Below are 21,817 nucleotides of genomic sequence, written 5' to 3'. Positions count from 1 at the left end.
AGTTTATATGATATGAAAAAATACGTTAAAGCTTTATTACCAATGCTTCTCGCTTCATTTTTACTGGCGATTCCTGTAAGTGCACACGTGACAGTCAAACCTGATACATCTGCAACTAATGCTTGGGAAACCTATACGTTAAAAGTACCTTCTGAAAGCGACAGTCCGACAACAAAGGTTGTCATCACGATGCCTAAAGGCGTAGAATTCCAGCAATATGAGCCAGTGCCTGGCTGGAAAACAACAACTGAAGAGAAAAACGGAAAAGTCACAAGAGTCACTTGGGAAGCAACTGGCGATGGTGTCCTTGCTGGGCAGTTCCAGCAATTCGTGTTTGTCGCAAAAAACCCTGAAAAAGCCGGCGAAGCGGCATGGGATGCGTATCAATATTATAAGGATGGAACAGTAGTTGAATGGACTGGCGACAAGGACGCTGATAAGCCTCATTCAATCACAAATATTGTTGCGTCTAATACCTTAACGGATTCACATGGGCAAGAAAAACCAAAAGAAGAAAAGGCATCTGAAACAGCCTCTGCTTCTTCTTCACCCCTTGTTCTTGGTCTGTCCATTGCAGCCTTAGTTGTGGCATTGATTGCACTTGGGCTTGCTTTTAGAAAGAAATAAACCTTACATGAGCGATCGTTTTTTCAAGCGGTCGCTTTTTATTTTCCCAACCTATCATTTCCAATATAGGATTGAATAGGATACTCGTGCATGCCATAATGAGACACATGACCACCTAGGAGGCTATGAGATGAACCATCTAATCATATTTGCTCATCCCCAGCAAAGCTTAAATCAAACCCTATTAGATCTTGTTGTAAGCACTCTTTTGAACAATGGTCATGATGTGACAGTTCGTGATGTGTATGCCATTGGCTTTCCGCCAGAGCTGACAACAGCAGAAAAGGCTGCCATGAAAAATGGGCATGTGCCGATACCGGTTCAAAGAGAGCAGAAGCTGATTCAGCAAGCCGATGTCCTCACATTTATCTTTCCAATATGGTGGACAGGCTTGCCGGCGATGCTAAAGGGTTATGTAGAGCGCGTTTTTTCAGAGGGGTTTGCGTATGAGATCAATGAAAACGGAGTGGTGAAAAATCTGCTTCGAGACAAAAAAGGGGTCATTATTAATACGCATGATGCACCGAGGACCTTTCTTGATTCAAATATGATCATCACCCCCAGCCATCAGATGACGACAGATACAGCCGCCTTCGATCTGATCGGCGTTGAGCCAGTCGAACGGCTCTTGTTCAGCAGCATGGAACAAGCATCTGCAGACGACATCCACGAGATTCTCAAAGAAACAAAAGAAACGGTGGATCAACTTTTCCCACCGGCTGTTTAACATAAAAAAGACTGCCGAGACTTCTCGGACAGTCTTTTTCACATGTTATTCATCTAAACCAATTGACACATACTTCGTTTCTAAATAAGGTTCGATGCCTTCGATGCCGCCTTCACGGCCAATACCGCTCTCTTTCATACCGCCGAAAGGTGCCTGCACAGCGGATGGTCCCCCGTCATTCCAGCCAATAATCCCGTAATCTAGATTCTCAGATATATAGAGGCCATTGCGGTAATTCTCTGTAAAGAAATAAGCCGCAAGTCCAAAAGGTGTATCGTTCGCTAATTCAATGGCTTCATCTAATGTGCTAAATGTCGTAATTGGTGCAACTGGACCAAACGTCTCTTCATGCATAATGTTCATTGAAGGGTCGACATGAGTTAGCACCGTCGGCTGAACAAAATAATACGACTTCTCCTCGTCAAAATGTGTATCGCCGCCGACAAGAACTTTCGCCCCTTTATCCACGGCATCTTGAATTTGGTCGACAATTTTATTGAAGCCTCGCTTATTGATAATCGGTCCGATGGACGTGCCTTCTTCAAACCCATTTCCTACTTTCAGCTTTTCCACTTCTTTGCTGAAGCTTTGCGCAAATGCTTCATGAATTTCTTCATGGACGATTAAGCGATTGGCACAAACACACGTCTGGCCTGCATTACGGAATTTAGATGCCACTGCTTGTTTCACAGCCAATTCAAGGTTGGCGTCCTTATCTACGATCAGCGGGGCATGACCCCCAAGTTCCATAGAAACGTGCTTCACTGTGCTCGCACTGTTTTTGATGAGATGTTTTCCAACTGGTGTTGAACCAGTAAACGTGATCTTGCGGATCAATGGACTATCTGTGAAAATTTCCCCCACTTCTTTTCCATCTCCAATCACCCATTGCAAGGCTTCCTCTGGAATTCCGGCTTCATGGCCTAATTTCACAAGCTCAATGGCCGTAAGTGGCGTGTCTTCAGCAGGTTTTACGATAAACGTACAGCCCGCCGCAAGCGCTGGTGCCGCCTTCCTTGTAATCATCGCCGCAGGGAAATTCCATGGTGTAATGGCGGCAACAGGACCGACTGGCTGTTTTGTGACAAATAGGCGTTTGTTTGTCGTATGAGACGGGATCGTTCTGCCGTAAATCCGCTTTGCTTCCTCTGCGTACCACTCAATATATCCAGCGGCATAGACAATTTCTCCTAATGCTTCTTGATACGGCTTCCCGTTTTCTTCTGTGATGATTTTTGCAAGCCTTTCTTTATGCTCGATCATGAGATCAAACCATTTGCGAATGATATTTGCACGTTCATGGGCTGACGTTTTTGCCCATGTTTTGAATGCTTTGTGTGAGCGAGTGATCGCATCTTCAATCTGTTCTTTTGTATGCTGAGCAACTGAGGCAATTTCTTCTCCGGTTGCAGGATTATACACTTTGAGTTCGTTTGTCATGCTCTACCTTCTCCTTCGTTCTTGGATTCATTACATATAGTATATACCCAATGAGTGCCCAACCTAAAAGCAAAATCCATTCAGCTGGCCATGACAAGGAAGCCGGCATCCCTGGAAAATAAAATGAAAGAAAAAGGAAACTAAGTCCAATGGCAAAAACGCCGGTCGTCCGCCAATATTTAATGCGGTATGGACGCTCAAGCTCAGGTTCTGTCTTGCGAAGTCTCATAAAGGCAATGGACACAATCAGATACCCAACGATGATGCCCACACCCCCTGCATTGACAATCCACACGAGGGCAGGTCGGCCTAGTAATGGTGCAAAAAAGGCCAATGCACCTAAGAACAAAATGGCATTTGTCGGAGTTTTATACTTCGGATGAATATACGCAAACCATTTGGAAATCATGCCTCTTTCCGCCATTGCGTAGAGGATACGGCTTGCACCAATAATAAATGCATTCCAGCTCGTCACAATACCTGCTACACCGCCAATGACAAGCACAGTCCCAAACGCCTGATGACCAAGAAGCTGTACCATAGCATCTGCTGTTGCTAGTGATGAAGCCTCAAGCTGACCTTTTGACAATCCTGCCGCTACTCCAAAGACAATGAGCAGATAAAATACAACCGCACTCACAATGGAGATAATCAAAATTCTCCCGATGATTTTCTTCGGTGCGTTAATCTCCGCCGCTACCTGCGGGATGACATCAAACCCTACGAATAAAAAGGGAATCATCACTAACACAGCCATCAGACCGCCAACCCCGCCTTGAAACATCGGCTCAAGGTTTGCAAAATCTCCATTAAATGTAGCTCCGCCTAATAGAAGAAAACCTGTCAGGATAATGGCCACTGTGAACACCGATTGAAAAATAGCAGCAGGCTTTGCGCCAATGTAGTTCAGAGCTGTTAAAAACAGCGCACCGCCAGATCCAATCAATACCCATGTAAAGTAAACATCCCATCCTCCTATATTCCATAGGAAACCAACATGCTGTGTTGGAATGACATAGTCAATGACTGTCGGAAGTGCGACCGCTTCAAACGTAATCACGGACACATAACCGAACAATACGCCCCATGCGGAGACAAACGCTGATTTGATCCCAAATGCCCGCTGGACAAAGACAAGTCCTCCGCCTGTTTCTGGAATCGCAGAGGAAAGCTCTGCATACGTTAGTCCAATAAAGATGACGAGAATGCCCCCTATGACAAAGGCAATCACACTTCCTAAAAATCCAGCTGTTAAAATCCAATCTCCCGAAAGTACAACCCAGCCCCAGCCAAGCATTGCACCAATGGATAAAAACAGTACGTCTGACTGCGACATGGTTTTAGCCATTTGTTGTTTTTGCATACAACCATCCCCCTTTGTTGTTTAGCGTGCTGTGAAGGCGTCTTCGATAATCCCTAGTCCTTCTTGCAGCAGCTCATCTGTGATGACAAGTGGTGTTAAAAAGCGAATAATATTCCCATTGATCCCTGCCGTTAATAAGAGTAGTCCGTGCTTGTTTGCATAGGCTGCAATCGCTGCGGCTGTCTTCTTATCTGGTGTACGCGTTTTTTGATCTTCCACAATTTCAATGGCCGCCATTGCCCCTAATCGCCGGACTTCCCCGATGAATGAATACTGACTTCTCCACTCATTCGCTTTGTCCTCAATGACTTGTCCAATGTGTTCAGATCGTTCATTCAGTTGTTCTGTTTCAATAATATCAAGTACAGCCAATGCTGCCACACAGCCTAATGGACTGCCAGCATACGTCCCCCCTAGCTCCCCTGGGTCCGCTGCATCAAGTAATTCTTTTCTGCCAACGACACCGCTCAGCGGCAGGCCAGCTGCAAGTGATTTTGACACAGTGATTAAGTCTGGCACCACATCGTAGTGTTCAATCGCAAAGTATTTCCCTGTTCTTGCGAATCCTGTTTGGATTTCATCTGCCACGAATACGATGCCATGCTGCTGACAGAATGAAGCGACGTGCTGGACAAAACGCTTCGATGGTACAATGAATCCGCCCTCCCCTTGGACTGGCTCCATCACCACACAAGCGACTGTTTCTGGTGCAACGGTTGCGACAAAGAATTGATTGAACTGATCAATGATGTATTCGTCGTAGGCTGCATCGCTTAATCCTTCAGGTTTTTGATAGTAATAAGGATACGGCGCTTGATACACCTCTGACGCAAATGGTCCGAATCCAAATTTATAAGGCTTGACCTTGCTGGTCATGCTCATCGTCATATTCGTTCTTCCGTGGAACCCTCTTGTAAAAGAGACAACCGCTTGTCTTTTCGTATATTTACGGGCAATTTTCACTGCGTTTTCAACTGCTTCGGCACCTGAATTTAAGAAAATGGCTTTTTTGTCGTGGTCGCCTGGTGTGAGGTGGCATAGTTTTTCTGCCAATTCGATATAGGATTCGTACATCATGACATTAAATCCTGGGTGAATCAGGCTATCTGCCTGTGCTTTGACTGCTTCCACAACCTTTGGATGGGAGTGTCCTACATTTAATGTACCGATGGCGCCTGCAAAATCGATAAAACGATTGCCATCAATATCGAAAAGCTCGGCTCCCTTCCCTTTTGCTGCAAGATGACGGTTGCCATTACTTACGCCTCTTGCGACGTATTGATCTCTTTTCCCCTGCCATTCCTCTGTTGAAAAACGGTTTGTTGTCGTTTGACTCATTGTCATCCATCCCCTTTATGTCTTTTTTATTATTCTGAATATTTTTTGGTATGATAGAAAGTACCAATATCATTTTTTTCATGGTACCAGAGAGGATGGAATGACGAGATGCTGACAATTCAACTAGATCAAACAGGGGAAAACGGGTTTATTTATCATCAAATTTACACGAAAATTAAAGAGGAAATTTTAAACCGCAACCTGCAACCACACGATCAATTACCGTCTAAACGAGAGTTAGCAGATACTTTAAACGTCAGCGTCAATTCAGTGAATGGCGCCTATCAGCAGCTGCTTGCCGAGGGATATTTATATTCAGTTGAACGGAAAGGCTTTTTCGTGGAATCACTGGAAACATTTCATGAATCAGGTCAACTGAAACCCTCTTCCCTTCCAGCGGATTTAAAAGAGAATCCGATTGAGCGAGATGACTGGTATTCCTTTTCACATATTTCTGTTGATACAGCCAATTTTCCTTTTAAAAGCTGGCTGAAAAGTGAGCAAAAAGCGATTCATCTCCACCAAGAAGCCTTTGGTGAGCTTCCGCACCCACAAGGCGTCTATGAGCTGAGGGAAACGATTGCCCGGCTGATTGGACTTGCACGAGGGGTCAAATGCTACCCTGAACAGCTCATTTTAAGTGCGGGTACACAGTCGCTCATTCATTCGTTATCTAGCATCCTTCCAGCTGATCAAATATACGGATTAGAAAACCCCGGCTACCGCAGACTGTATCAAATGCTGAAAAACAATCATCACCGGATTGAAACGATTGGCATTGATCGAAAAGGGGTGCGGATGAGCGATATTCAGAAGAAAGAGCCAAATGTGTTGATCATTACGCCTTCTCATCAGTTCCCAACAGGGGTGATCATGCCGATTTCCCGGCGGATACAGCTGTTAAACTGGGCGGCTGATCAGCCAGACCGCTATATCATTGAGGACGATTATGACAGTGAATTTAAGTATGGCACAGACAGCATACCGGCACTGCAGAGCCTTGACCGCTATGACAAAGTCATTTATATGGGGACCTTTTCGAAATCATTGCTGCCCGGCTTGAGGATCAGCTACATGGTGCTGCCGCAGCATTTACTAAGACGCTATAAAGAAGAACAGCACTTTTTTATTCAAACGGCCAATCTCTTTACACAATACACCCTTCTTTATTTTATAAAAGATGGCGCCTATCAGCGGCATATTAAAAGAATGAATGGGCTATATGAGGAAAAACGAAAACAGCTCATTGGAGAGCTCAATACGGTTTTTGCTGACAATGTGCGGATTATTGGTGAAAATGCTGGTCTTCATTTTATCGCAGAGTTCCGCTCTGATCGGACGCAGCATGAGATTTTACAGCGTGCCAAAGAGCGAAAGCTAAAAATGTACGGAATGGACCGTTTCACCCTTGATGAGCATGTACCCGGTCACAAAGAAGGCTTTGTCCCGCTCGTCCTCGGTTTCTCTCATATGCGGCCAGAGGATATTAAGCCAGCGGTGAAACGCCTGTATGACTCGATTTATGGGAAATGAAACAGCTCATGTAGATGAATCGTGGCGCTCCTTTGACGGGACTAAACCCATAGAGGAGTGTTACGATCACATTCTTTCATAAACGTAATAGTTGATGTGAATATTTTTTTCTAGCAATTTTACGAGTGTTTGAAGGCTTTTTAAGTTGGTTGGCAGTAACGCAATACCATCTCCCTGTTCAACGATTTTGATCATTCCTTCAAACGAATCTAACTCAAATAGGGTTCGATCACCCAGCATACGTCTGGCCTCATGTCTTAATGGGCAAAGCTGATCACGATTCACGACCAATGAAATATCATCATCGTATATCTCTTTAGATTTTCCATATACGTTCAATGCCAAGCTCTTTACCTCTTTTAATTGATATTCCGCTTTTTCCATTTGATTAAAAGAAATAATTTGATCATACACATCCTCTGTTAATTTTTTGTTGATCGTACTTGATGAAGCAATGATAAAATCAGTGGCTTGAATATCCTCTAAAACATGCTGCTCGTATAAAACGTTAAATAGAAGCTCAGAGCATAAAACGGTCTTCTTCTTTGAAGTCAATTTTTGTTGAATGGCCTTCGTTTCTTTTACGATTTTTTGAGCGTACTGATAAAATAAATCCCCCTGTCCTGTTGAACTGATTCCATGATGATGCCGGATAAAAAATGTTGCATCATATAAAGTTTCAAGCGCTTTGATTCTTTGAGAAATATTGGATTGCGCATACCCTAAAGCTTTAGCCGCTTGGTTAATCGATTCTTTTTGATACACCTCTATAAAAATAATCAAATCATTTATATTCATCATGATCACCTATCACTTTTTGTGATAACAATAACACAAATATGTATTATTCAACTGGTTTTAAGTCGATTATGATGGCTATTGAAAGGGAGTGTTTCTATGCATGCCATGCAATATCATGTGGATCTGCCTGCGGATTATGATATGAATATCATTAGAAAAAGAGTACGAAACAATGGATGGAAAACAGATGGATATCAGGATTTATTATTTAAAGCTTATTTGATCACTGAAAAAGACAAACATAGGAGTTTACACAATGGCTATTGCCCATTGTATATTTGGAAACAATCTGAGGGCATGACGGATTTTGTGTTTAAGGGGTCATTTGATCATATTTTACGTTCTTTTGGCTGGAAACAAATCAATATTGGCATCACGTATTCCGTTCGTTTAACAGATGATTTTCATCGTAGCACATTCGTTCTTGAAGAGTATGTGACGATTCATCCTACTGATTGTCTGGAAAACCTAGATATCGCTCAACTCTTTTCCCATTTTAACGACAATAAGGGTGAAGTCATCGTATATAACCCCGATAAATGGAAATGCGTCAAATATTCTTTTCTAGACTCATTGCCAGTGAATATAGAGAAGCAAATTCACACTTATGAGATTATCCATCTGTCTATGGATCATTCAATGGCCTAATTCCCTTTTACACGAGACGCATCACAAATCCCCAAGGTTACAATGCCTTGGGGATTTGTCATTTATTGATGCAAAATTCTCTTACCACCGCTCCTTGTCTACAGCTAATACGGATGACAAGAGGCCTGGAAAAGCGGTATCAATGTCGTCCTTTCTGAGAGAGTAGTAACGGTGCTTCCCGTCAATTCTCACTTTCACGACGCCAGCCTCTCTCAGCACTTTGAAGTGATGGGAGAGCGTGGATTTGGCAATGTTCATATCATACGTACCGCATGTTCTTTCACCCGCTTCTGCTAAGCAGCGGACAATTTCCAGCCGAACAGGGTCAGCCAATGCTTGCAGCACAGAAATGAGTCTCATGTTTTCTTGGGTTGGATGATTTGGATTATTCATACGATAAATGTATCGTATTTTGTTCTAACATACAATCTCGTTACTCGCCTATGACATTGTAACAAGACAACCTTTGGAAACGACTATGACTCATAGACACTATTTTGAAGGGAAGAACCTTATTTGACACGTACAATATGGACTTGCTTATTCATGCTCTTATTGGCAACGAGCTTATGCGCCTGCCAATCTGTTCAGCAATTTGAGTCAAAACCACCTAGTGCAGAAGAGTTATTAGCTCTCGATCCACAGGCAGATTTATTTCAATGGGAAGAAACGATCTATGAAACAAACATAGATTGGACAAAATCATTAAATGTAACAAAACATCAGCAAGTAGGTGTCATTCAGAAAACAGCTGCCACACATTTTGAACATGGAACAGCTTCTCGGTTGAAAAAAGGAACACCTATTTACTCTGTCAAGGAGCGGGAAGATCTTTTGATCATCGAACGTAACGGACAAATCCACATATATGCCGCACATGCGGAAGGATAAAATACCTGTCATCAGATAGGTATTTTTTTAAGTTCATTTTCTTGTCATGTGCCATTGGTTTTGTTATCATAGCAAAAGTGACCACTCGGTTTCCATTGTGACCATATGGTTTTGCCGATTCGGAAAGGACTTATGAAGATGAACGAAAAGCAAGAAGAGATTTTGCGGGTGTCGAAGAAATTATTTTCTCAAAAAGGCTATATGAGTGTCTCCATGCAGTCAATTGCTGATGCCTGTAAAATATCAAAAGCGTCTATTTATAAACTGTTTGATTCAAAGGAAGCTCTTCTATTGGAACTGATTAAATACAATCAGCGCAAAATGAGAGAGATTTCTCAGATCATTCATTCCGAAACGACGCTGTCCAAAAAGGAAAAATTCACAAAAAAGATTAAGCTTGAGCTTGAAGAGTTTAAAGAGAATCATAAATTTTTGAATATGCTGTCCTTTGAAGCTTTTTCACAGCATTCGCCCATCGTCATTAAGCATTTACGTGAGACACGCTCCATTATCATGCAGCGACACAGAGACATCATTTTAAGCACATATGGTGAATCTGTTGCGCCTTATGTGTGGGATCTTGTGATTGTCCTCAACGGATTAATGAGAGAATTCATCTTGATGTTGGCGATCGAGCACAAGAACATCCAATTAGAAAATGCCGCCGAAATGATCATCGGTGTGATGGATCGTGTATCAATAAAGCCTTGCTCCATTGAGCCTGTGCTAACAGATCAGCTGATGGACTCTTATTTGCTTTCCACACAGGAAGAATATGATGAAGAAAAGCTTGTCATCTCGTACTTAACAAAAATAAAACAAGAGCTTCACACACTATCAAACGGAGAAGAAAAGGACGATCTCCTCTCTGCGTTTGAACTGCTGAGTCAAGAACTGTCAAAGGACCAACCGAGAACCTTTTTAATCAGCTCATTGCTTGATTATTTAGGCAAACACAGCGTTTTATCTCAAAACGTGTCACAGCTGAAAAGCATTATTTTATAGATAAAGAAGGGATAATATGAACCAATCAACAACATCGTATAACCGGTCTGTGATTGTTGGGATTTTCCTCGTTGGGGCGTTCGTTGCGATCTTAAACCAAACGCTTCTCATTCCAGCGATCCCGCATATCATGGAAGAGTTCAATATTGATGTCAGTAAAGGCCAATGGCTGACCACAGCCTTTATGCTGACAAACGGGATTCTCATCCCAATTACGGCCTTTTTAATTGAGAAATTTTCAAGCCGTTCCTTAGTCTTAACGGCTCTTAGCATTTTTACAGCAGGTACCATTCTTGCTTCGTTCGCCACGAATTTCCCGGTGCTTCTTGCAGCACGTATCGTGCAGGCAGCCGGCGCAGGAATTTTGATGCCGCTCATGCAAACGATCTTTTTAACCATTTTCCCAAAAGAAAAACGCGGGCAAGCCATGGGTATGGTCGGACTAGTGATTTCATTCGCACCGGCGCTTGGACCAACACTTGGCGGCTGGATTGTCGATTCCTTTAGCTGGAAGTTCTTATTCTATATTGTTCTTCCAATCGGTATTATTGATCTCATTCTTGCTTTCTTCTTAATGAAAAATGTCACACAGCAAAGAGACACTCGTATCGATGTCTTATCGGTGATCCTGTCTTCCTTCGGATTTGGCGGACTGCTGTACGGATTTTCAAGTGTCGGAACGTATGGTTGGACGAGTGCGACCGTTCTGATTTCACTCATTGTCGGTGCTGTGAGCTTGTTCTTCTTTATCCTGCGTCAGTCGAATTTGAAAAGACCGATGCTTGAGTTTGGCGTCTTTAAGTTTGCGATCTTTAGCTTAACGACCTTCCTCGGTATGCTCGTCTTTGCCTTACTGATTGGAACAGAGACGATTCTGCCGCTCTATACGCAGAATGTCAGAGGGTTATCTGCCCTTGATACAGGGCTGATCTTATTGCCAGGGGCTCTCTTTATGGGATTCCTATCACCGATTATCGGACGAATTTTTGACAAAGTAGGCGGTAAAGGGCTGGCTCTAGGCGGGTTTACGATATTAGCTGTCACTTCCCTGCCATTTATGATGCTGAGCCTTGATTCATCGATTGCCCTCATTACAGTGGCCTACACGCTTCGCTTAATTGGGGTTGGGATGATCATGATGCCGCTGACAACAGCAGGTATTAACTCGTTACCACCGCATTTGATTCCGCACGGGACAGCAATGAATAATACGATGAGACAAATGGGCGGCTCTATCGGGACGGCTGTGCTTGTCTCCATTATGAGCAGCTCTGCTGCCAATGCAGCATTATCCGATCCAATGAAGTCAACCGTTCATGGCATGAATACGTCATTTATCGTGTCTGGTGCTATTGCGGTCATTGGACTCGTCCTTTCATTCTTCTTAAAAGAAAAACGTGAAAACAAAGTGATGAAGCAGGAGCTATCTTCTTCGTCCTCTTCTTCATAAAGACAAAGAGCTCGGCATATCGCCGGCTCTTTTTTCATCTATTCATACATAACGTCCTCTCCAAAAATACATTTGTTCATTCAGAGAAGAAAAACCTTGATAATTTGAAGAAAAGAGTTGATAATAGAAACTATTCAATTTGTGAGAAAATTTTTACTATAGGAGATGTATGCATTGAAGGTCGTTAAATTTGGTGGCAGTTCTCTTGCTTCTGGCAAGCAGCTGCAAAAGGTATTTGACATTGTCACAGCAGATCCAGCTCGAAAAGCAGTCGTTGTTTCCGCACCAGGAAAACGGCATTCAACGGATACGAAGGTCACCGATCTATTAATTAGCTGCGGTGAACAATATTTACGTTTAGGTGAAGCACACGATTTACAAGAAGCTGTCATCGAGCGATATGCCTCGATTGCGGATGAGCTGGGATTAGGTCAAGACATTATTGACACCATCCGGCAAGATGTAAACACGTTATTACAGGCTGATTCTTCTCATCCTGAGCGGTATCTTGATGCGATTAAAGCAAGCGGTGAAGATAATAACGCAAAGCTGATTGCAGCCTACTTTCAGCATCAAGGCGTCGAAGCGCACTATGTGAATCCAAAAGAAGCCGGTCTATTTGTCAGTGACGAGCCTGGTCAAGCGCAAGTCCTTCCAGAATCGTATGATCATTTGTACAAATTAAGAGAACGCTCTGGCATTATTGTGTTCCCTGGCTTTTTCGGTTTTAGTCTAGCGGGTGATATCGTCACTTTTTCCCGTAGTGGATCAGACATTACCGGTTCCATTTTGGCAAATGGACTGAAGGCAGATGTGTATGAAAACTTTACGGATGTGGATGCAGTCTACGCCGTCAATCCAACGATCGTTCATGAACCAAAGGAAATCACAGAGCTGACGTATCGTGAAATGCGTGAATTGTCCTATGCGGGTTTTTCTGTATTTCATGATGAGGCACTTATTCCAGCCTTTCGGGCAGGCATTCCTGTTCAGATTAAGAACACCAATAATCCAACGGCCAAAGGCACAAAAATTGTAAATCAACGGGATCATACGAATGGCCCTGTTGTGGGAATCGCGTCAGACAATGGATTTTGCAGTATTTATATCTCTAAGTATTTGATGAACCGAGAAGTGGGCTTTGGACGTAAGGTGTTGCAAACGTTAGAGGAATATGGACTTACGTATGAACACGTGCCTTCTGGCATTGATGATATGACCATTATTTTAAGGCAGGATCAGCTGGAGGAGCAGCAGATTGAACAAGAGCTTTTAGACCGATTAAAGCTTGTGCTTGATGCAGATGAAGTGGTTTTAGAGCGGAACCTCTCGCTTATTATGGTCGTAGGAGAAGCGATGCGTCATAATGTTGGTACAACAGCAAGAGCAGCAAAAGCGCTGTCAAAAGCCAAAGTGAATATTGAAATGATCAACCAAGGCTCTTCAGAGGTGAGCATGATGTTTGGCGTCAAAGCAGCTCAAGAAAAAGAAGCCGTTCAAGCCTTATATGAGGAATTTTTCTCTATGTCCACGGTGCCTGTCTCCATTTAATCAGCAGACTGTCAGATCTCCGGATCGGCAGTCTTTTTGATCTCACACGATTTGCGCATTAAAGTATATCTATTTCTCGTTTGATTTTGTATGATAGAGACAAATCAACTATTGTTCCGGCCATTGATCGGAGCTACAAGGAGTCCTAATCCATGCCTCGTCAACAACTATTAAAACAGTTTCGCAATTTTCATGATGCTTCTACAAGTATTTTAAACATGATGAGTCAATTCATTCATATGAATACACTGTTTATTGCTAAAAATGATCAAAACACCAATCAGATTGTGAAGGTGCTAAATCATGACGAGCAGCTTCTTGAAGAAGGGGAAGAAAATCCTTACGAGAAGACATTTTGCAAGCTGGCGGTCGATCATCGCGATACGCTGTTGATCCCTGATATCCGCTTGGACGAGCGTTCAAAAAACTTAGACGTCACGAAACAGCTGCAAGGCGGCTCATTTATTGGGGTTCCCATCGATTTTACTGATGGTACGAACTATGGAACAATTTGTGGACTTGACCTAAGGCCGCAGCAATTTACAGAAGAGCATGTTCATATGTTTGAAACGATGGCATCTTTGTTGAGTTACGTCTTAGAACTCGACCAGGCCAATCGGCAGATTCAGCAATTATCTGTACCGATCGTACCTGTTGTTGACGGTGTCGCCGTGCTCCCTCTTCTTGGTGATATCGAAGAGACACGTGCGCAGCATATTTTAGAAACCATTTTACAGGAAAGCTACAGGCTGTCGCTCTCTCATTTGGTCATTGATGTTTCAGGGACAAAACGACTCAATGAACAAAGCATTCAATACTTGGTCAGCTATGCGCAAACGTTAAGACTGTTAGGCATTTCAGCTGTTTTAACAGGAATTAAGCAAGACCTTGCGCTGAGTGCGATTCAATCGAATATTTCATTTAAAGACATCACCATTCGTAAGGATTTACCGCAGGCACTTGCTCATATCGGCCTAACGTTCTCCAAAACAGAATAAGTGATGATACACCAAAAAGGGCTAAACGGAGTTTAGCCCTTTTTCTTCTTTTCAGCGTGATAGAAAACCTTTGCAGTCTAGGAAAGACGAGTACCGGCGCGGAGCGAATTTCACATTCGTGAGCACCGGCACGCAGGACTGACAAAGAATGCGAGGGTTTGTCTTCACGCTGAGGCTAAACGGAGTTTAGCCCTTTTCTTGTGGGAGCGGCAATCGAATGATAAATGTTGTTCCCTTATGTTTTTCACTTTTTAAATCAATCTGTCCGTCATGCAAGTCCACAAGCTGCTTGACAATCGACAATCCAAGTCCGTATTCTCCATATGGTGTATTCGTTCTCGAAATATCCGCTTTATAAAAACGTTCCCAAATGTGTTTGACTTCTTCGGGTGCAATGCCGATTCCCGTGTCTTCTACTTCAATGATCGTTTCCCCGTTCTCTTCTTTCCCTCTCAAAGAAATACGGCCGCCTTCTGTAAATTGGATGGCGTTCTTTGTGATGTTGACGAGGATTTGAATGAGCCGGTCATAATCTGCGTATACCTTTTGTTCAGGGTGAACCTCTACCATGAGCTGATTGTTTTTCTCTTCAGCCATTCGGCTCAGCTGCTCCTTAATCACTTCAAACGTATCAATGAGTGGATAGTGAAATTTTTGAAGGGTGATTTGATTCGACCTGATTTTCTCATAATCCATATTTTCATTGACGAGACGCAACATTCTTTTTGTTTCATCAGTGATGAGCGCATAGCATTTCTCTTTCTCTTCTGCCGGCACATCCTCAGTATTGAGCCATTCGACCAATCCTCGAATGGTCGTCAGCGGTGTTTTCAATTCGTGAGACACATCCGCAATGAATTGGCGTCTCCGTTTTTCAAGCCGGTCAATTTCCTCTCTTGACCGTTGAAGACGATTGGCCATCATATTAAAATCCTCACCTAGTGTGCCAATTTCATCAAGGTGTTTGTTTTCAAGATGAATGTTGTAGTCACCATGCGCAATTTTCTCAGTTGCCTCTCTCAGTTTTTTGATACGATTCACATGGAACTTCGACAGAAACAGGCTGAGAATAAAGGTAATCGTCAATGCCACAAACACGATGATATATAAATACCGGTTCATTTGAGCAATCAGCTCTTCTGCTCCTTGAATAGGAGCTATGAGTACCACCCCGCCCTTCAGCTTTCCGTCTTCCATGACAGGAAGTGCCACAAGTGATGCTTCTTGATCAAGCCGGCGCGAATCACTTCGCTTGACAATGATTTCTTCTCCTTTTGCAAGCTTGGCCCACAAATCTTTTGTGAGTAACGCTTCATGCGGTGGCATCTCTTGCTGCTGAGACAGCACAGTCCCTTTTTCATCAAAGACGAAAAAACGGATTTGTCTTGTCGAAAGAATGTCTTCAAATGGACGCAAACGGAAGTTCATCTCGGCTTTCGACAGTTGTTTAAAATTCTCCAAAATTTCATTCCCATACGAACTCATTTCGTCTACCCTATTTTGATAGGCAATATCTTTTACAAAATGAGACATGAGGGTACTGATAATAATGATGGCAATGAGCAATAACCCAAGGTGACTAATCAGCAACTGGTAAAAATATTTAATCTTCATCGAACTTATACCCTACGCCCCATACCGTATACAGAAAGGGCTTAGGTCCGTCTCCGATTTTTTGGCGCAATCGTTTAATATGAACATCAACTGTTCGTTCATCACCATAAAATTGGTATCCCCAAATTTGCTCAAGCAATTGTTCTCGTGAAAATACTTGCCGAGGATGCTGTATAAAAAAGCACAGCAGATCGTATTCCTTTGGCGTTAAATTTTCGATCCGTTTCCCCTCTAGAAACACTTCTCTCGTTTTTTTATCTAACTGAAAATGTTCGGTCTCTAGCCGTTCATCCTCTTTCGCTCCTTCTTGAGTAGATGTTGTTTGAGCAAAACGTCGTTTCACTGCTTTGATTCTTGCCATTAAGGTGAGCGGACTAAAGGGTTTTGTCACATAATCATCTGCCCCAAGATCGAAGCCCAGCACCTGATCGGATTCCGTTTCCTTTGCTGTCAGCATAATAATCGGAACATCACTAATCTGCCGTACTTTTTGACAAATGGTCAGACCATCCATTGAAGGAAGCATGACATCTAAGATGAGCAGATCCCAATCCTCCTCTTGCTTAAATCGATTCAATCCTTCTAATCCATCATGGACGAATTCCGCTTGAAATCCTTCTCGTTGAAAAAACATATCCGTCATTGTACAAACACTCTGGTTATCTTCGATCATTAATATTTTCATCATCAGCCTCCGCTGTTGCCTTTGTTTTTCTTTATGTAGCTTTATTTTACATGTTCCTTCTCAAATCTCAATTGGATTGATACGATTTCATGAACTTATCATGCTTTGGTCATCTTTTATTCATACTTTTTGATGGAGTTGACATTTTGGAGAATCACATTGTTCTTTTTTAATATAGTAGAATGGAAAAATGAAGGAATTATAGGGGATAGTCTAAGATGAGGACAGTGTCATTTACGTTCTTTCAGAGGGAGAAGTCTCCCATGTAGTAAAAGAATGAAATGACACGCTTCCTGATCGTTATAAATGGTCTATATAAAACAGTTTGGAACTGGACATGCATATCGAGGGCGGTGTGCCCTAACGAAGCTAATTGTGATTTTCTATAAGGCACCCCATTTCGATGCGAATTTCCTTTTTCTTTATATCTTCATTTGAATAAGAATTGACATTTAATCCAATCAGTTGAAAGCCATTTTTCAAATAAAACTGGATAGCTGGAAAATTGGATGATTGGGTTTCTAATACAATCATTCTAACTCTCAATTCACGAGCGCGTTTTTTTGCCATTTTAATGAAAGTGCTGCCAATACCTTTTCTTTTAAATTGTTTATCCACATATAAATCATGAATGAGTAATGTATTATTCCATTTCATGTGTTGAATGACTATAATTCCAGTTTCTTCACCATTCATCTCTGACACGTAAACCTCTGAACCCTCTTTATATGGATCGAAAATCTCCTCTTTTAGATTTTTTTTAACTGGCACTTCAAATACCTCTTCTGTAAGGGAGATGTTCCAACCATTGTGACTGGTTTCCATATGAATTTCATAGTATTTTTCAGATGTATATTGATAATATACTTGTTTTCCTTTAGGATAATTTTTTTGATAGATACGACGAATAGTTAACATTTCATACTCCCTTCATTTAAATGATTTAAATCTTTAAACGTACTACTAAATTCGTCGATTTGCGATTTGATACCTTTAAAAATACACCTAAAAGATAAAACTCGTTTTGCCTCTGTCATAGAATAGGGTCGTTTTTAAATGTGATTGTTGTAGATCAATTGTTCACCTGACGAAGAGAATATCTTCTTTGACGTCATAGAGTGTATTCACTCTTATAAGAATAAGGACATTTAAAAAGCTCATCTCCAAAGATGAGCTTTTTTCATATCACACGAGCAACTTCAGATAAGCAGCGTCATTCCCCTCTTCAACCGCCTGTAAAAGCTGCTTTGCCTGTGATGTGCTGGTGACGCTGCTTAACTTTTGTATGATGTCTTCTGTCGATAACGCACAGCCTGGTGCTCCCCGAGGGATATCGACTCGTTTGCTGATGGTGGTTCCGTCAGATAAGGTGAGCTTTACAATCGTAAATCGTCCTTTTGGCACTGCGTCTGGATGGGGTTCTATCGTTTGATCATATACTCTATTTACCCGCTTCATCCATGTCCGCAGCTCTGGTGAAATGGCTTTTTTCGTAAAAGCATCCAGTGATAAAGGTTGTCCAAACACCGCTAGTGCGATGACATACTCGACACTAAATCGTCCCTCTTCTCCCGTCAAAGGTGTCCGCTCCGTGAGTGCGGCATCTCCGCCAGGCGGAAACATGACGTCGACCTGTTCGATCTTCCCCTGTAAGTAAGAGTGTTCTTGTACTAATGACTCGATCGCATCGGCTGTATGATGCGCCGCTGAACAGAACGGATAGACTTTGAACCATAGACCTGGTGACACAATACGCCACGCAGTGCCATAGTCCTCTAGCAGACGTCTTTCCGCTAGTTTCTGATCCCCATAGAGAGAAAAGAAGCCCAGCTCTCCATCCAGAAGCGATTCACTCCCGCCAAAACCTGAACAAGCTAAATCCATGGACCATACGGCGGTTTTAGCGGCGAGGCCAGCTTGTAATGGTTTCATATCAGTCCCAAACTGCTTTCGCATTCCAGCTGATTGCGCACCTGCAAAGCCGATCGCTTTCGCCAGCTCTTTCTGTGAAACTTGTTTCAAATAACCAATCGCACAGACCGCTGCAATGGCTCCGAGAGTTCCGGTATTATGCCAGCCCCGCTCATAATGCGATTTGCCGATGGATTCACCTAGCCTTGCCATTACTTCGACGCCAGTAATGTAGGCTGCTAGAAATCGATCACTGTACGCCTCCCCGTTGGTCAGCTGGGAAAGCAAGGCCGGGATGATCACCGCACTTGGGTGTCCTCTCACATCAGAATGCACATCATCATAATCAAGGGCGTGAATCAGGTAGCCATTTAGCATGGCTGCGGATTGACGGCTGACCTTCTTCCCTTGTCCAATGACGGGAATTTGAGCCGCGCCGCCTTCTTGTTCCACCAGCGCCATGAGCTTCTGAATCCCTTCATCCTCTTTTGCAGCAAGCGCTGCTGCCGCAGCGTCTAACAAACCGTTTCGAGCCATTTGAACGGCCTGTTGATCTTGCAGCGGATCAGCAGATAGCACTGCCTCTGCGAGCTGTTTCGTTAGTTCCATGATCTTGACTCCAACGTCCGAACCGCAAGCTCGGCAAAGAAGGCAGCGGCAACAGGGAGTGCCTCTTCATTTAACGTAAAGGCAGGGTGATGCCATTCCTCGGTACCGCTTGTCCCCATCCAGACGAAAAAGCCTGGAATGCGTTCTTGGTAAAGGGCAAAGTCTTCTCCGCCTGGTGACTGTTCTGCCTCCACTACTGCGAGATCAAGTGCTCCTGCCGTTTCTTCCATAACCTTTGTCAAACGCTCGTCATTCATCACAGAAGGCAAATACGGATGCCATTTCACATCTGCCTTTGCGCCAAATCCTTCTGCGATACCGCTCACGATCTGTTTCATGAGATCTGGAATCATCGCTCTCACTTCAGGTTCAAACGTCCGAACGGTCCCTTCCATCTCGACGCGATCAGGTATCACATTCCATGATGTGCCGCCTTGAATACGTGTGATGCTGACAACCGCATGATGCAAAGAACTAATGCGGCGGCTGACAATTTGCTGTAGGGCGCTTGTGATCTGACCGCTGATGGCAATCGGATCAATTGTGTGATTTGGAATTCCAGCATGACCACCCGTTCCTTGAATGTCGATTTCAAACCGATCGACACTCGCCATTAACGCTTTTTCTCTTATCCCGATGGTGCCAACTGGCAGGTTAGGTTTATTGTGCATACCAAATATCGCATCGACTCCATTTAAGACGCCTGCCTCTATGACGTGTTTCGCTCCTTGCGCCACTTCCTCAGCCGGCTGGAACAAAATGCGCACTGTTCCCTTGAGCTCATGTTTCCGTTCTTTTAATAGGACGGCCGCACCAAAAATCGAAGCGGTATGGAAATCATGACCGCATGCATGCATTTTCCCCTGTATCTTTGAAGAAAATGGTTCGCCAGATGCTTCTTCAATTGGAAGTGCGTCAATATCGGCTCTCAGAGCAATCGTTGGTCCCTCTTGTTCTCCTTTGATTTCACAAACGACCCCGGTTTGAAGATCTGGGAAATCGAGCACTGTGATCCCTTCCTCTTCTAACCAGCCTCGTAGTTTTTTTGTCGTTTCATACTCTTCAAATGCTAGCTCTGGATGCTCATGAAGCGCTCGGCGTATGTTAATTAAACGTTTGTTTAAAGCTTCATTTTCTATTGATTTCACTGATACTCACCCCTCTAAAGAGTAAAAAGCAGCTTATGCTTCTTCAGCCGCTGCTTCTTTTTGGATAAATCGTTTTGTTCGTTCATTCTTCGTTTCGTCAAATAGTTCGGTTGGCGTTCCCTGCTCAATGATATGACCATCTGCCATAAAAATCACATGATCTGCTACTTCTCTTGCAAACGCCATTTCATGTGTCACGATGATCATCGTTGTTTCTTGGATGGCAATGGATTTAATCACTTGAAGCACACCTGAGACAAGCTCTGGATCTAGTGCTGACGTTGGTTCATCCAGCAAAATCGCATGTGGATCGACCGCTAACGCACGGGCAATCCCGATTCGCTGCTGCTGGCCGCCGGATAGTGTGACCGGGTAGCTGTCAGCTTTTTGTTCTAGCCCTACTTGTTTCAATAGCTTCATACCGATTTCATTTGCCTGCTGTTTTGTCATTTTTTTCGTCACAAGCAGTGACTCTGTAATGTTTTGCAGGGCTGTTTTGTTTTTGAATAAATTATAGTTTTGAAACACCATGGCCGTTTGCTGACGCAGGTGATGGGCTTCTTTACGTGTATATTTAGACGCATTCAGCTTCGCATCGCCAATTTCAATCGTACCTTCGTCTGGCGTTTCTAATAGATTTAGACAGCGCAGCAATGTTGATTTACCGGAGCCAGAAGGTCCGATAATGGCCACAACCTGCCCTTTTTGCACGTCAAGATTAATTCCGTCTAAGACGACAAGGTCGCCGAATGATTTTTTCAAATTGGTGAGCTTGATCATGTCCACACCTCCTTAATTCCGGTAAGGTTTGCTGATTTTTCGTTCAAATAGGTCTTGTAGGAAACTATAAATGATGGTGAGTACCCAATACACAATGCCAACCGCTAAATACGTTTCAAAGTACTTATAGTTGGCCGATGCAATCATTTTCCCTTGCGCAAACATTTCTGCCACCCCAATGGTAAAGGCAAGCGATGTTTCTTTTAAAAGTCCAATAAAGGTATTCCCCGTCGCTGGAATGGCATTTCTGACGGCCTGCGGGAAAATAATTCTGACGTAAGACTGCCATCTTGTCATGCCGACAGATAAACAGGCCTCAAGCTGCCCTTCATCCACTGAATTAAGAGCCGCTCTAAAAATTTCTGCTAAGTACGCTGAGTTTTTAATACTTAAACCGATAATGACCGCTGTTAAGGCATCCATTGAGGTCATCGCAGGGAATAGCTGCGGAAGACCAAAATAAATGAGAAAGAGCTGAACCAAAGTTGGAACCGCTCTGAAAAAAGAAATATACAGCTTGGCAAATTGGTATAAGACAGGTATCCGGTTTTTCGTTATAAGCGCGAATACCACACCAATGATAATGGCAAATACCATGGAGACAATCGCCATGAAGATCGTTATCGGCAAGTATTGAATCAAGGTTGGAAAAACCGTCACCATATACTGCCAATCAATGTGATTCATGTCTGCTTTTC

21 protein-coding genes are annotated in these 21,817 nt (G+C 43.1%); 9 read left to right on the top strand and 12 right to left on the bottom strand.

Annotated features, from left to right (window positions below; genetic code table 11):
- Window positions 1-12: 12 nt before the first annotated feature.
- Both NSQ17_RS02295 and NSQ17_RS02290 read left to right on the top strand, forming a co-directional pair.
- Window positions 13-627 carry a DUF1775 domain-containing protein gene (locus NSQ17_RS02295; protein WP_259254017.1) on the top strand — a complete coding sequence of 205 codons (615 nt, stop codon included), beginning with the start codon at window positions 13-15 and terminating at the stop codon, window positions 625-627.
- A 130-nt stretch (window positions 628-757) separates the two neighbouring features.
- A complete protein-coding gene (locus tag NSQ17_RS02290; RefSeq protein ID WP_058336806.1) occupies window positions 758-1,354 on the top strand; it encodes an NAD(P)H-dependent oxidoreductase in 597 nt (198 codons plus the stop codon).
- Window positions 1,355-1,399: 45 nt separating this feature from the next.
- Here the strand turns inward: NSQ17_RS02290 and NSQ17_RS02285 are convergent, their stop codons facing one another.
- The 3 genes from NSQ17_RS02285 to gabT are packed head-to-tail and all read right to left on the bottom strand — an operon-like array spanning window position 1,400 to window position 5,495.
- Window positions 1,400-2,794 carry an NAD-dependent succinate-semialdehyde dehydrogenase gene (locus NSQ17_RS02285; RefSeq protein WP_342467810.1) on the bottom strand — a complete coding sequence of 465 codons (1,395 nt, stop codon included), beginning with the start codon at window positions 2,792-2,794 and terminating at the stop codon, window positions 1,400-1,402.
- Complete coding sequence (locus NSQ17_RS02280; RefSeq protein ID WP_342467809.1) at window positions 2,769-4,157, bottom strand: APC family permease; 1,389 nt, start codon at window positions 4,155-4,157, stop codon at window positions 2,769-2,771. Before NSQ17_RS02280 ends, NSQ17_RS02285 begins: the two co-directional genes overlap by 26 nt.
- A gap of 21 nt (window positions 4,158-4,178) precedes the next feature.
- Window positions 4,179-5,495 (bottom strand): 4-aminobutyrate--2-oxoglutarate transaminase, encoded by a 1,317-nt coding sequence (gabT, locus tag NSQ17_RS02275; protein ID WP_039166217.1) that lies wholly within the window; start codon window positions 5,493-5,495, stop codon window positions 4,179-4,181.
- Window positions 5,496-5,603: 108 nt separating this feature from the next.
- Between gabT and NSQ17_RS02270 the strand changes: the two genes are divergently transcribed.
- A complete protein-coding gene (locus NSQ17_RS02270; protein ID WP_268363175.1) occupies window positions 5,604-7,028 on the top strand; it encodes a PLP-dependent aminotransferase family protein in 1,425 nt (474 codons plus the stop codon).
- 66 nt (window positions 7,029-7,094) lie between these two features.
- Here NSQ17_RS02270 and NSQ17_RS02265 read toward each other — a convergent pair whose 3' ends face one another.
- Window positions 7,095-7,829, bottom strand: coding sequence for a LysR family transcriptional regulator (locus NSQ17_RS02265; protein ID WP_342467808.1), 735 nt, complete (start codon window positions 7,827-7,829; stop codon window positions 7,095-7,097).
- Between the two features lie 96 nt (window positions 7,830-7,925).
- On the opposite strand from NSQ17_RS02265, the gene NSQ17_RS02260 reads away from it, so the two are divergent.
- Window positions 7,926-8,477 carry a DUF4865 family protein gene (locus NSQ17_RS02260; protein WP_342467807.1) on the top strand — a complete coding sequence of 184 codons (552 nt, stop codon included), beginning with the start codon at window positions 7,926-7,928 and terminating at the stop codon, window positions 8,475-8,477.
- Window positions 8,478-8,558: 81 nt separating this feature from the next.
- Here NSQ17_RS02260 and NSQ17_RS02255 read toward each other — a convergent pair whose 3' ends face one another.
- Complete coding sequence (locus NSQ17_RS02255) at window positions 8,559-8,870, bottom strand: metalloregulator ArsR/SmtB family transcription factor (protein WP_039166227.1); 312 nt, start codon at window positions 8,868-8,870, stop codon at window positions 8,559-8,561.
- Between the two features lie 123 nt (window positions 8,871-8,993).
- Here NSQ17_RS02255 and NSQ17_RS02250 point away from each other — a divergent pair, with 123 nt between their 5' ends.
- The 5 genes from NSQ17_RS02250 (at window position 8,994) to NSQ17_RS02230 (ending at window position 14,372) form a co-directional block, all read left to right on the top strand.
- The gene (locus NSQ17_RS02250; protein WP_251185567.1) at window positions 8,994-9,368 is read left to right on the top strand and encodes a hypothetical protein; all 375 of its coding nucleotides are present in this window, start codon (window positions 8,994-8,996) and stop codon (window positions 9,366-9,368) included.
- A gap of 138 nt (window positions 9,369-9,506) precedes the next feature.
- Window positions 9,507-10,373 (top strand): TetR/AcrR family transcriptional regulator, encoded by an 867-nt coding sequence (locus NSQ17_RS02245; RefSeq protein ID WP_008347242.1) that lies wholly within the window; start codon window positions 9,507-9,509, stop codon window positions 10,371-10,373.
- A 16-nt stretch (window positions 10,374-10,389) separates the two neighbouring features.
- On the top strand, window positions 10,390-11,823 hold the full coding sequence (locus NSQ17_RS02240; RefSeq protein ID WP_342467806.1) for an MDR family MFS transporter: 1,434 nt from the start codon (window positions 10,390-10,392) through the stop codon (window positions 11,821-11,823).
- Between the two features lie 174 nt (window positions 11,824-11,997).
- Window positions 11,998-13,374 (top strand): aspartate kinase, encoded by a 1,377-nt coding sequence (locus tag NSQ17_RS02235; RefSeq protein ID WP_017358521.1) that lies wholly within the window; start codon window positions 11,998-12,000, stop codon window positions 13,372-13,374.
- A gap of 152 nt (window positions 13,375-13,526) precedes the next feature.
- A complete protein-coding gene (locus NSQ17_RS02230) occupies window positions 13,527-14,372 on the top strand; it encodes a GAF domain-containing protein (RefSeq protein ID WP_024720194.1) in 846 nt (281 codons plus the stop codon).
- Window positions 14,373-14,558: 186 nt separating this feature from the next.
- On the opposite strand, the gene NSQ17_RS02225 is transcribed toward NSQ17_RS02230, so the two are convergent.
- The 7 genes from NSQ17_RS02225 to NSQ17_RS02195 all read right to left on the bottom strand — a co-directional run bounded on the left by NSQ17_RS02225 (window position 14,559) and on the right by NSQ17_RS02195 (window position 21,806).
- A complete protein-coding gene (locus tag NSQ17_RS02225) occupies window positions 14,559-15,986 on the bottom strand; it encodes a HAMP domain-containing sensor histidine kinase (RefSeq protein WP_072367891.1) in 1,428 nt (475 codons plus the stop codon).
- Window positions 15,976-16,671 carry a response regulator transcription factor gene (locus NSQ17_RS02220; RefSeq protein ID WP_024720193.1) on the bottom strand — a complete coding sequence of 232 codons (696 nt, stop codon included), beginning with the start codon at window positions 16,669-16,671 and terminating at the stop codon, window positions 15,976-15,978. The genes NSQ17_RS02225 and NSQ17_RS02220 overlap by 11 nt, the downstream gene beginning before the upstream one ends.
- A 369-nt stretch (window positions 16,672-17,040) precedes the next feature.
- Window positions 17,041-17,589, bottom strand: a complete 549-nt coding sequence (locus tag NSQ17_RS02215; RefSeq protein ID WP_342467805.1) for a GNAT family N-acetyltransferase — start codon at window positions 17,587-17,589, stop codon at window positions 17,041-17,043.
- A gap of 267 nt (window positions 17,590-17,856) precedes the next feature.
- Complete coding sequence (locus tag NSQ17_RS02210) at window positions 17,857-19,191, bottom strand: MmgE/PrpD family protein (RefSeq protein WP_342467804.1); 1,335 nt, start codon at window positions 19,189-19,191, stop codon at window positions 17,857-17,859.
- The gene (locus NSQ17_RS02205) at window positions 19,182-20,339 is read right to left on the bottom strand and encodes an amidohydrolase (RefSeq protein ID WP_342467803.1); all 1,158 of its coding nucleotides are present in this window, start codon (window positions 20,337-20,339) and stop codon (window positions 19,182-19,184) included. The genes NSQ17_RS02210 and NSQ17_RS02205 overlap by 10 nt, the downstream gene beginning before the upstream one ends.
- Before the next feature lie 33 nt (window positions 20,340-20,372).
- A complete protein-coding gene (locus tag NSQ17_RS02200) occupies window positions 20,373-21,119 on the bottom strand; it encodes an amino acid ABC transporter ATP-binding protein (RefSeq protein WP_007498162.1) in 747 nt (248 codons plus the stop codon).
- A 12-nt stretch (window positions 21,120-21,131) separates the two neighbouring features.
- Complete coding sequence (locus tag NSQ17_RS02195) at window positions 21,132-21,806, bottom strand: amino acid ABC transporter permease (RefSeq protein ID WP_007498163.1); 675 nt, start codon at window positions 21,804-21,806, stop codon at window positions 21,132-21,134.
- Window positions 21,807-21,817: the final 11 nt, after the last annotated feature.

The sequence above is a fragment of the Bacillus sp. FSL W8-0629 genome, from assembly GCF_038593225.1.
GTDB lineage: Bacteria > Bacillota > Bacilli > Bacillales > Bacillaceae > Bacillus > Bacillus altitudinis.
Note: the sequence above shows the minus strand (reverse complement) of the source record. Positions and strands in the feature narration are given on the sequence as shown.

Coding starts and splice junctions, on each gene's coding strand:
- NSQ17_RS02295 (WP_259254017.1), top strand. CDS start 13: ATGAAAAAATACGTTAAAGCTTTATTACCAATGCTTCTCGCTTCATTT.
- NSQ17_RS02290 (WP_058336806.1), top strand. CDS start 758: ATGAACCATCTAATCATATTTGCTCATCCCCAGCAAAGCTTAAATCAA.
- NSQ17_RS02285 (WP_342467810.1), bottom strand. CDS start 2,794: ATGACAAACGAACTCAAAGTGTATAATCCTGCAACCGGAGAAGAAATT.
- NSQ17_RS02280 (WP_342467809.1), bottom strand. CDS start 4,157: ATGCAAAAACAACAAATGGCTAAAACCATGTCGCAGTCAGACGTACTG.
- gabT (WP_039166217.1), bottom strand. CDS start 5,495: ATGAGTCAAACGACAACAAACCGTTTTTCAACAGAGGAATGGCAGGGG.
- NSQ17_RS02270 (WP_268363175.1), top strand. CDS start 5,604: ATGCTGACAATTCAACTAGATCAAACAGGGGAAAACGGGTTTATTTAT.
- NSQ17_RS02265 (WP_342467808.1), bottom strand. CDS start 7,829: ATGATGAATATAAATGATTTGATTATTTTTATAGAGGTGTATCAAAAA.
- NSQ17_RS02260 (WP_342467807.1), top strand. CDS start 7,926: ATGCATGCCATGCAATATCATGTGGATCTGCCTGCGGATTATGATATG.
- NSQ17_RS02255 (WP_039166227.1), bottom strand. CDS start 8,870: ATGAATAATCCAAATCATCCAACCCAAGAAAACATGAGACTCATTTCT.
- NSQ17_RS02245 (WP_008347242.1), top strand. CDS start 9,507: ATGAACGAAAAGCAAGAAGAGATTTTGCGGGTGTCGAAGAAATTATTT.
- NSQ17_RS02240 (WP_342467806.1), top strand. CDS start 10,390: ATGAACCAATCAACAACATCGTATAACCGGTCTGTGATTGTTGGGATT.
- NSQ17_RS02230 (WP_024720194.1), top strand. CDS start 13,527: ATGCCTCGTCAACAACTATTAAAACAGTTTCGCAATTTTCATGATGCT.
- NSQ17_RS02225 (WP_072367891.1), bottom strand. CDS start 15,986: ATGAAGATTAAATATTTTTACCAGTTGCTGATTAGTCACCTTGGGTTA.
- NSQ17_RS02220 (WP_024720193.1), bottom strand. CDS start 16,671: ATGAAAATATTAATGATCGAAGATAACCAGAGTGTTTGTACAATGACG.
- NSQ17_RS02215 (WP_342467805.1), bottom strand. CDS start 17,589: ATGTTAACTATTCGTCGTATCTATCAAAAAAATTATCCTAAAGGAAAA.
- NSQ17_RS02210 (WP_342467804.1), bottom strand. CDS start 19,191: ATGGAACTAACGAAACAGCTCGCAGAGGCAGTGCTATCTGCTGATCCG.
- NSQ17_RS02200 (WP_007498162.1), bottom strand. CDS start 21,119: ATGATCAAGCTCACCAATTTGAAAAAATCATTCGGCGACCTTGTCGTC.
- NSQ17_RS02195 (WP_007498163.1), bottom strand. CDS start 21,806: ATGAATCACATTGATTGGCAGTATATGGTGACGGTTTTTCCAACCTTG.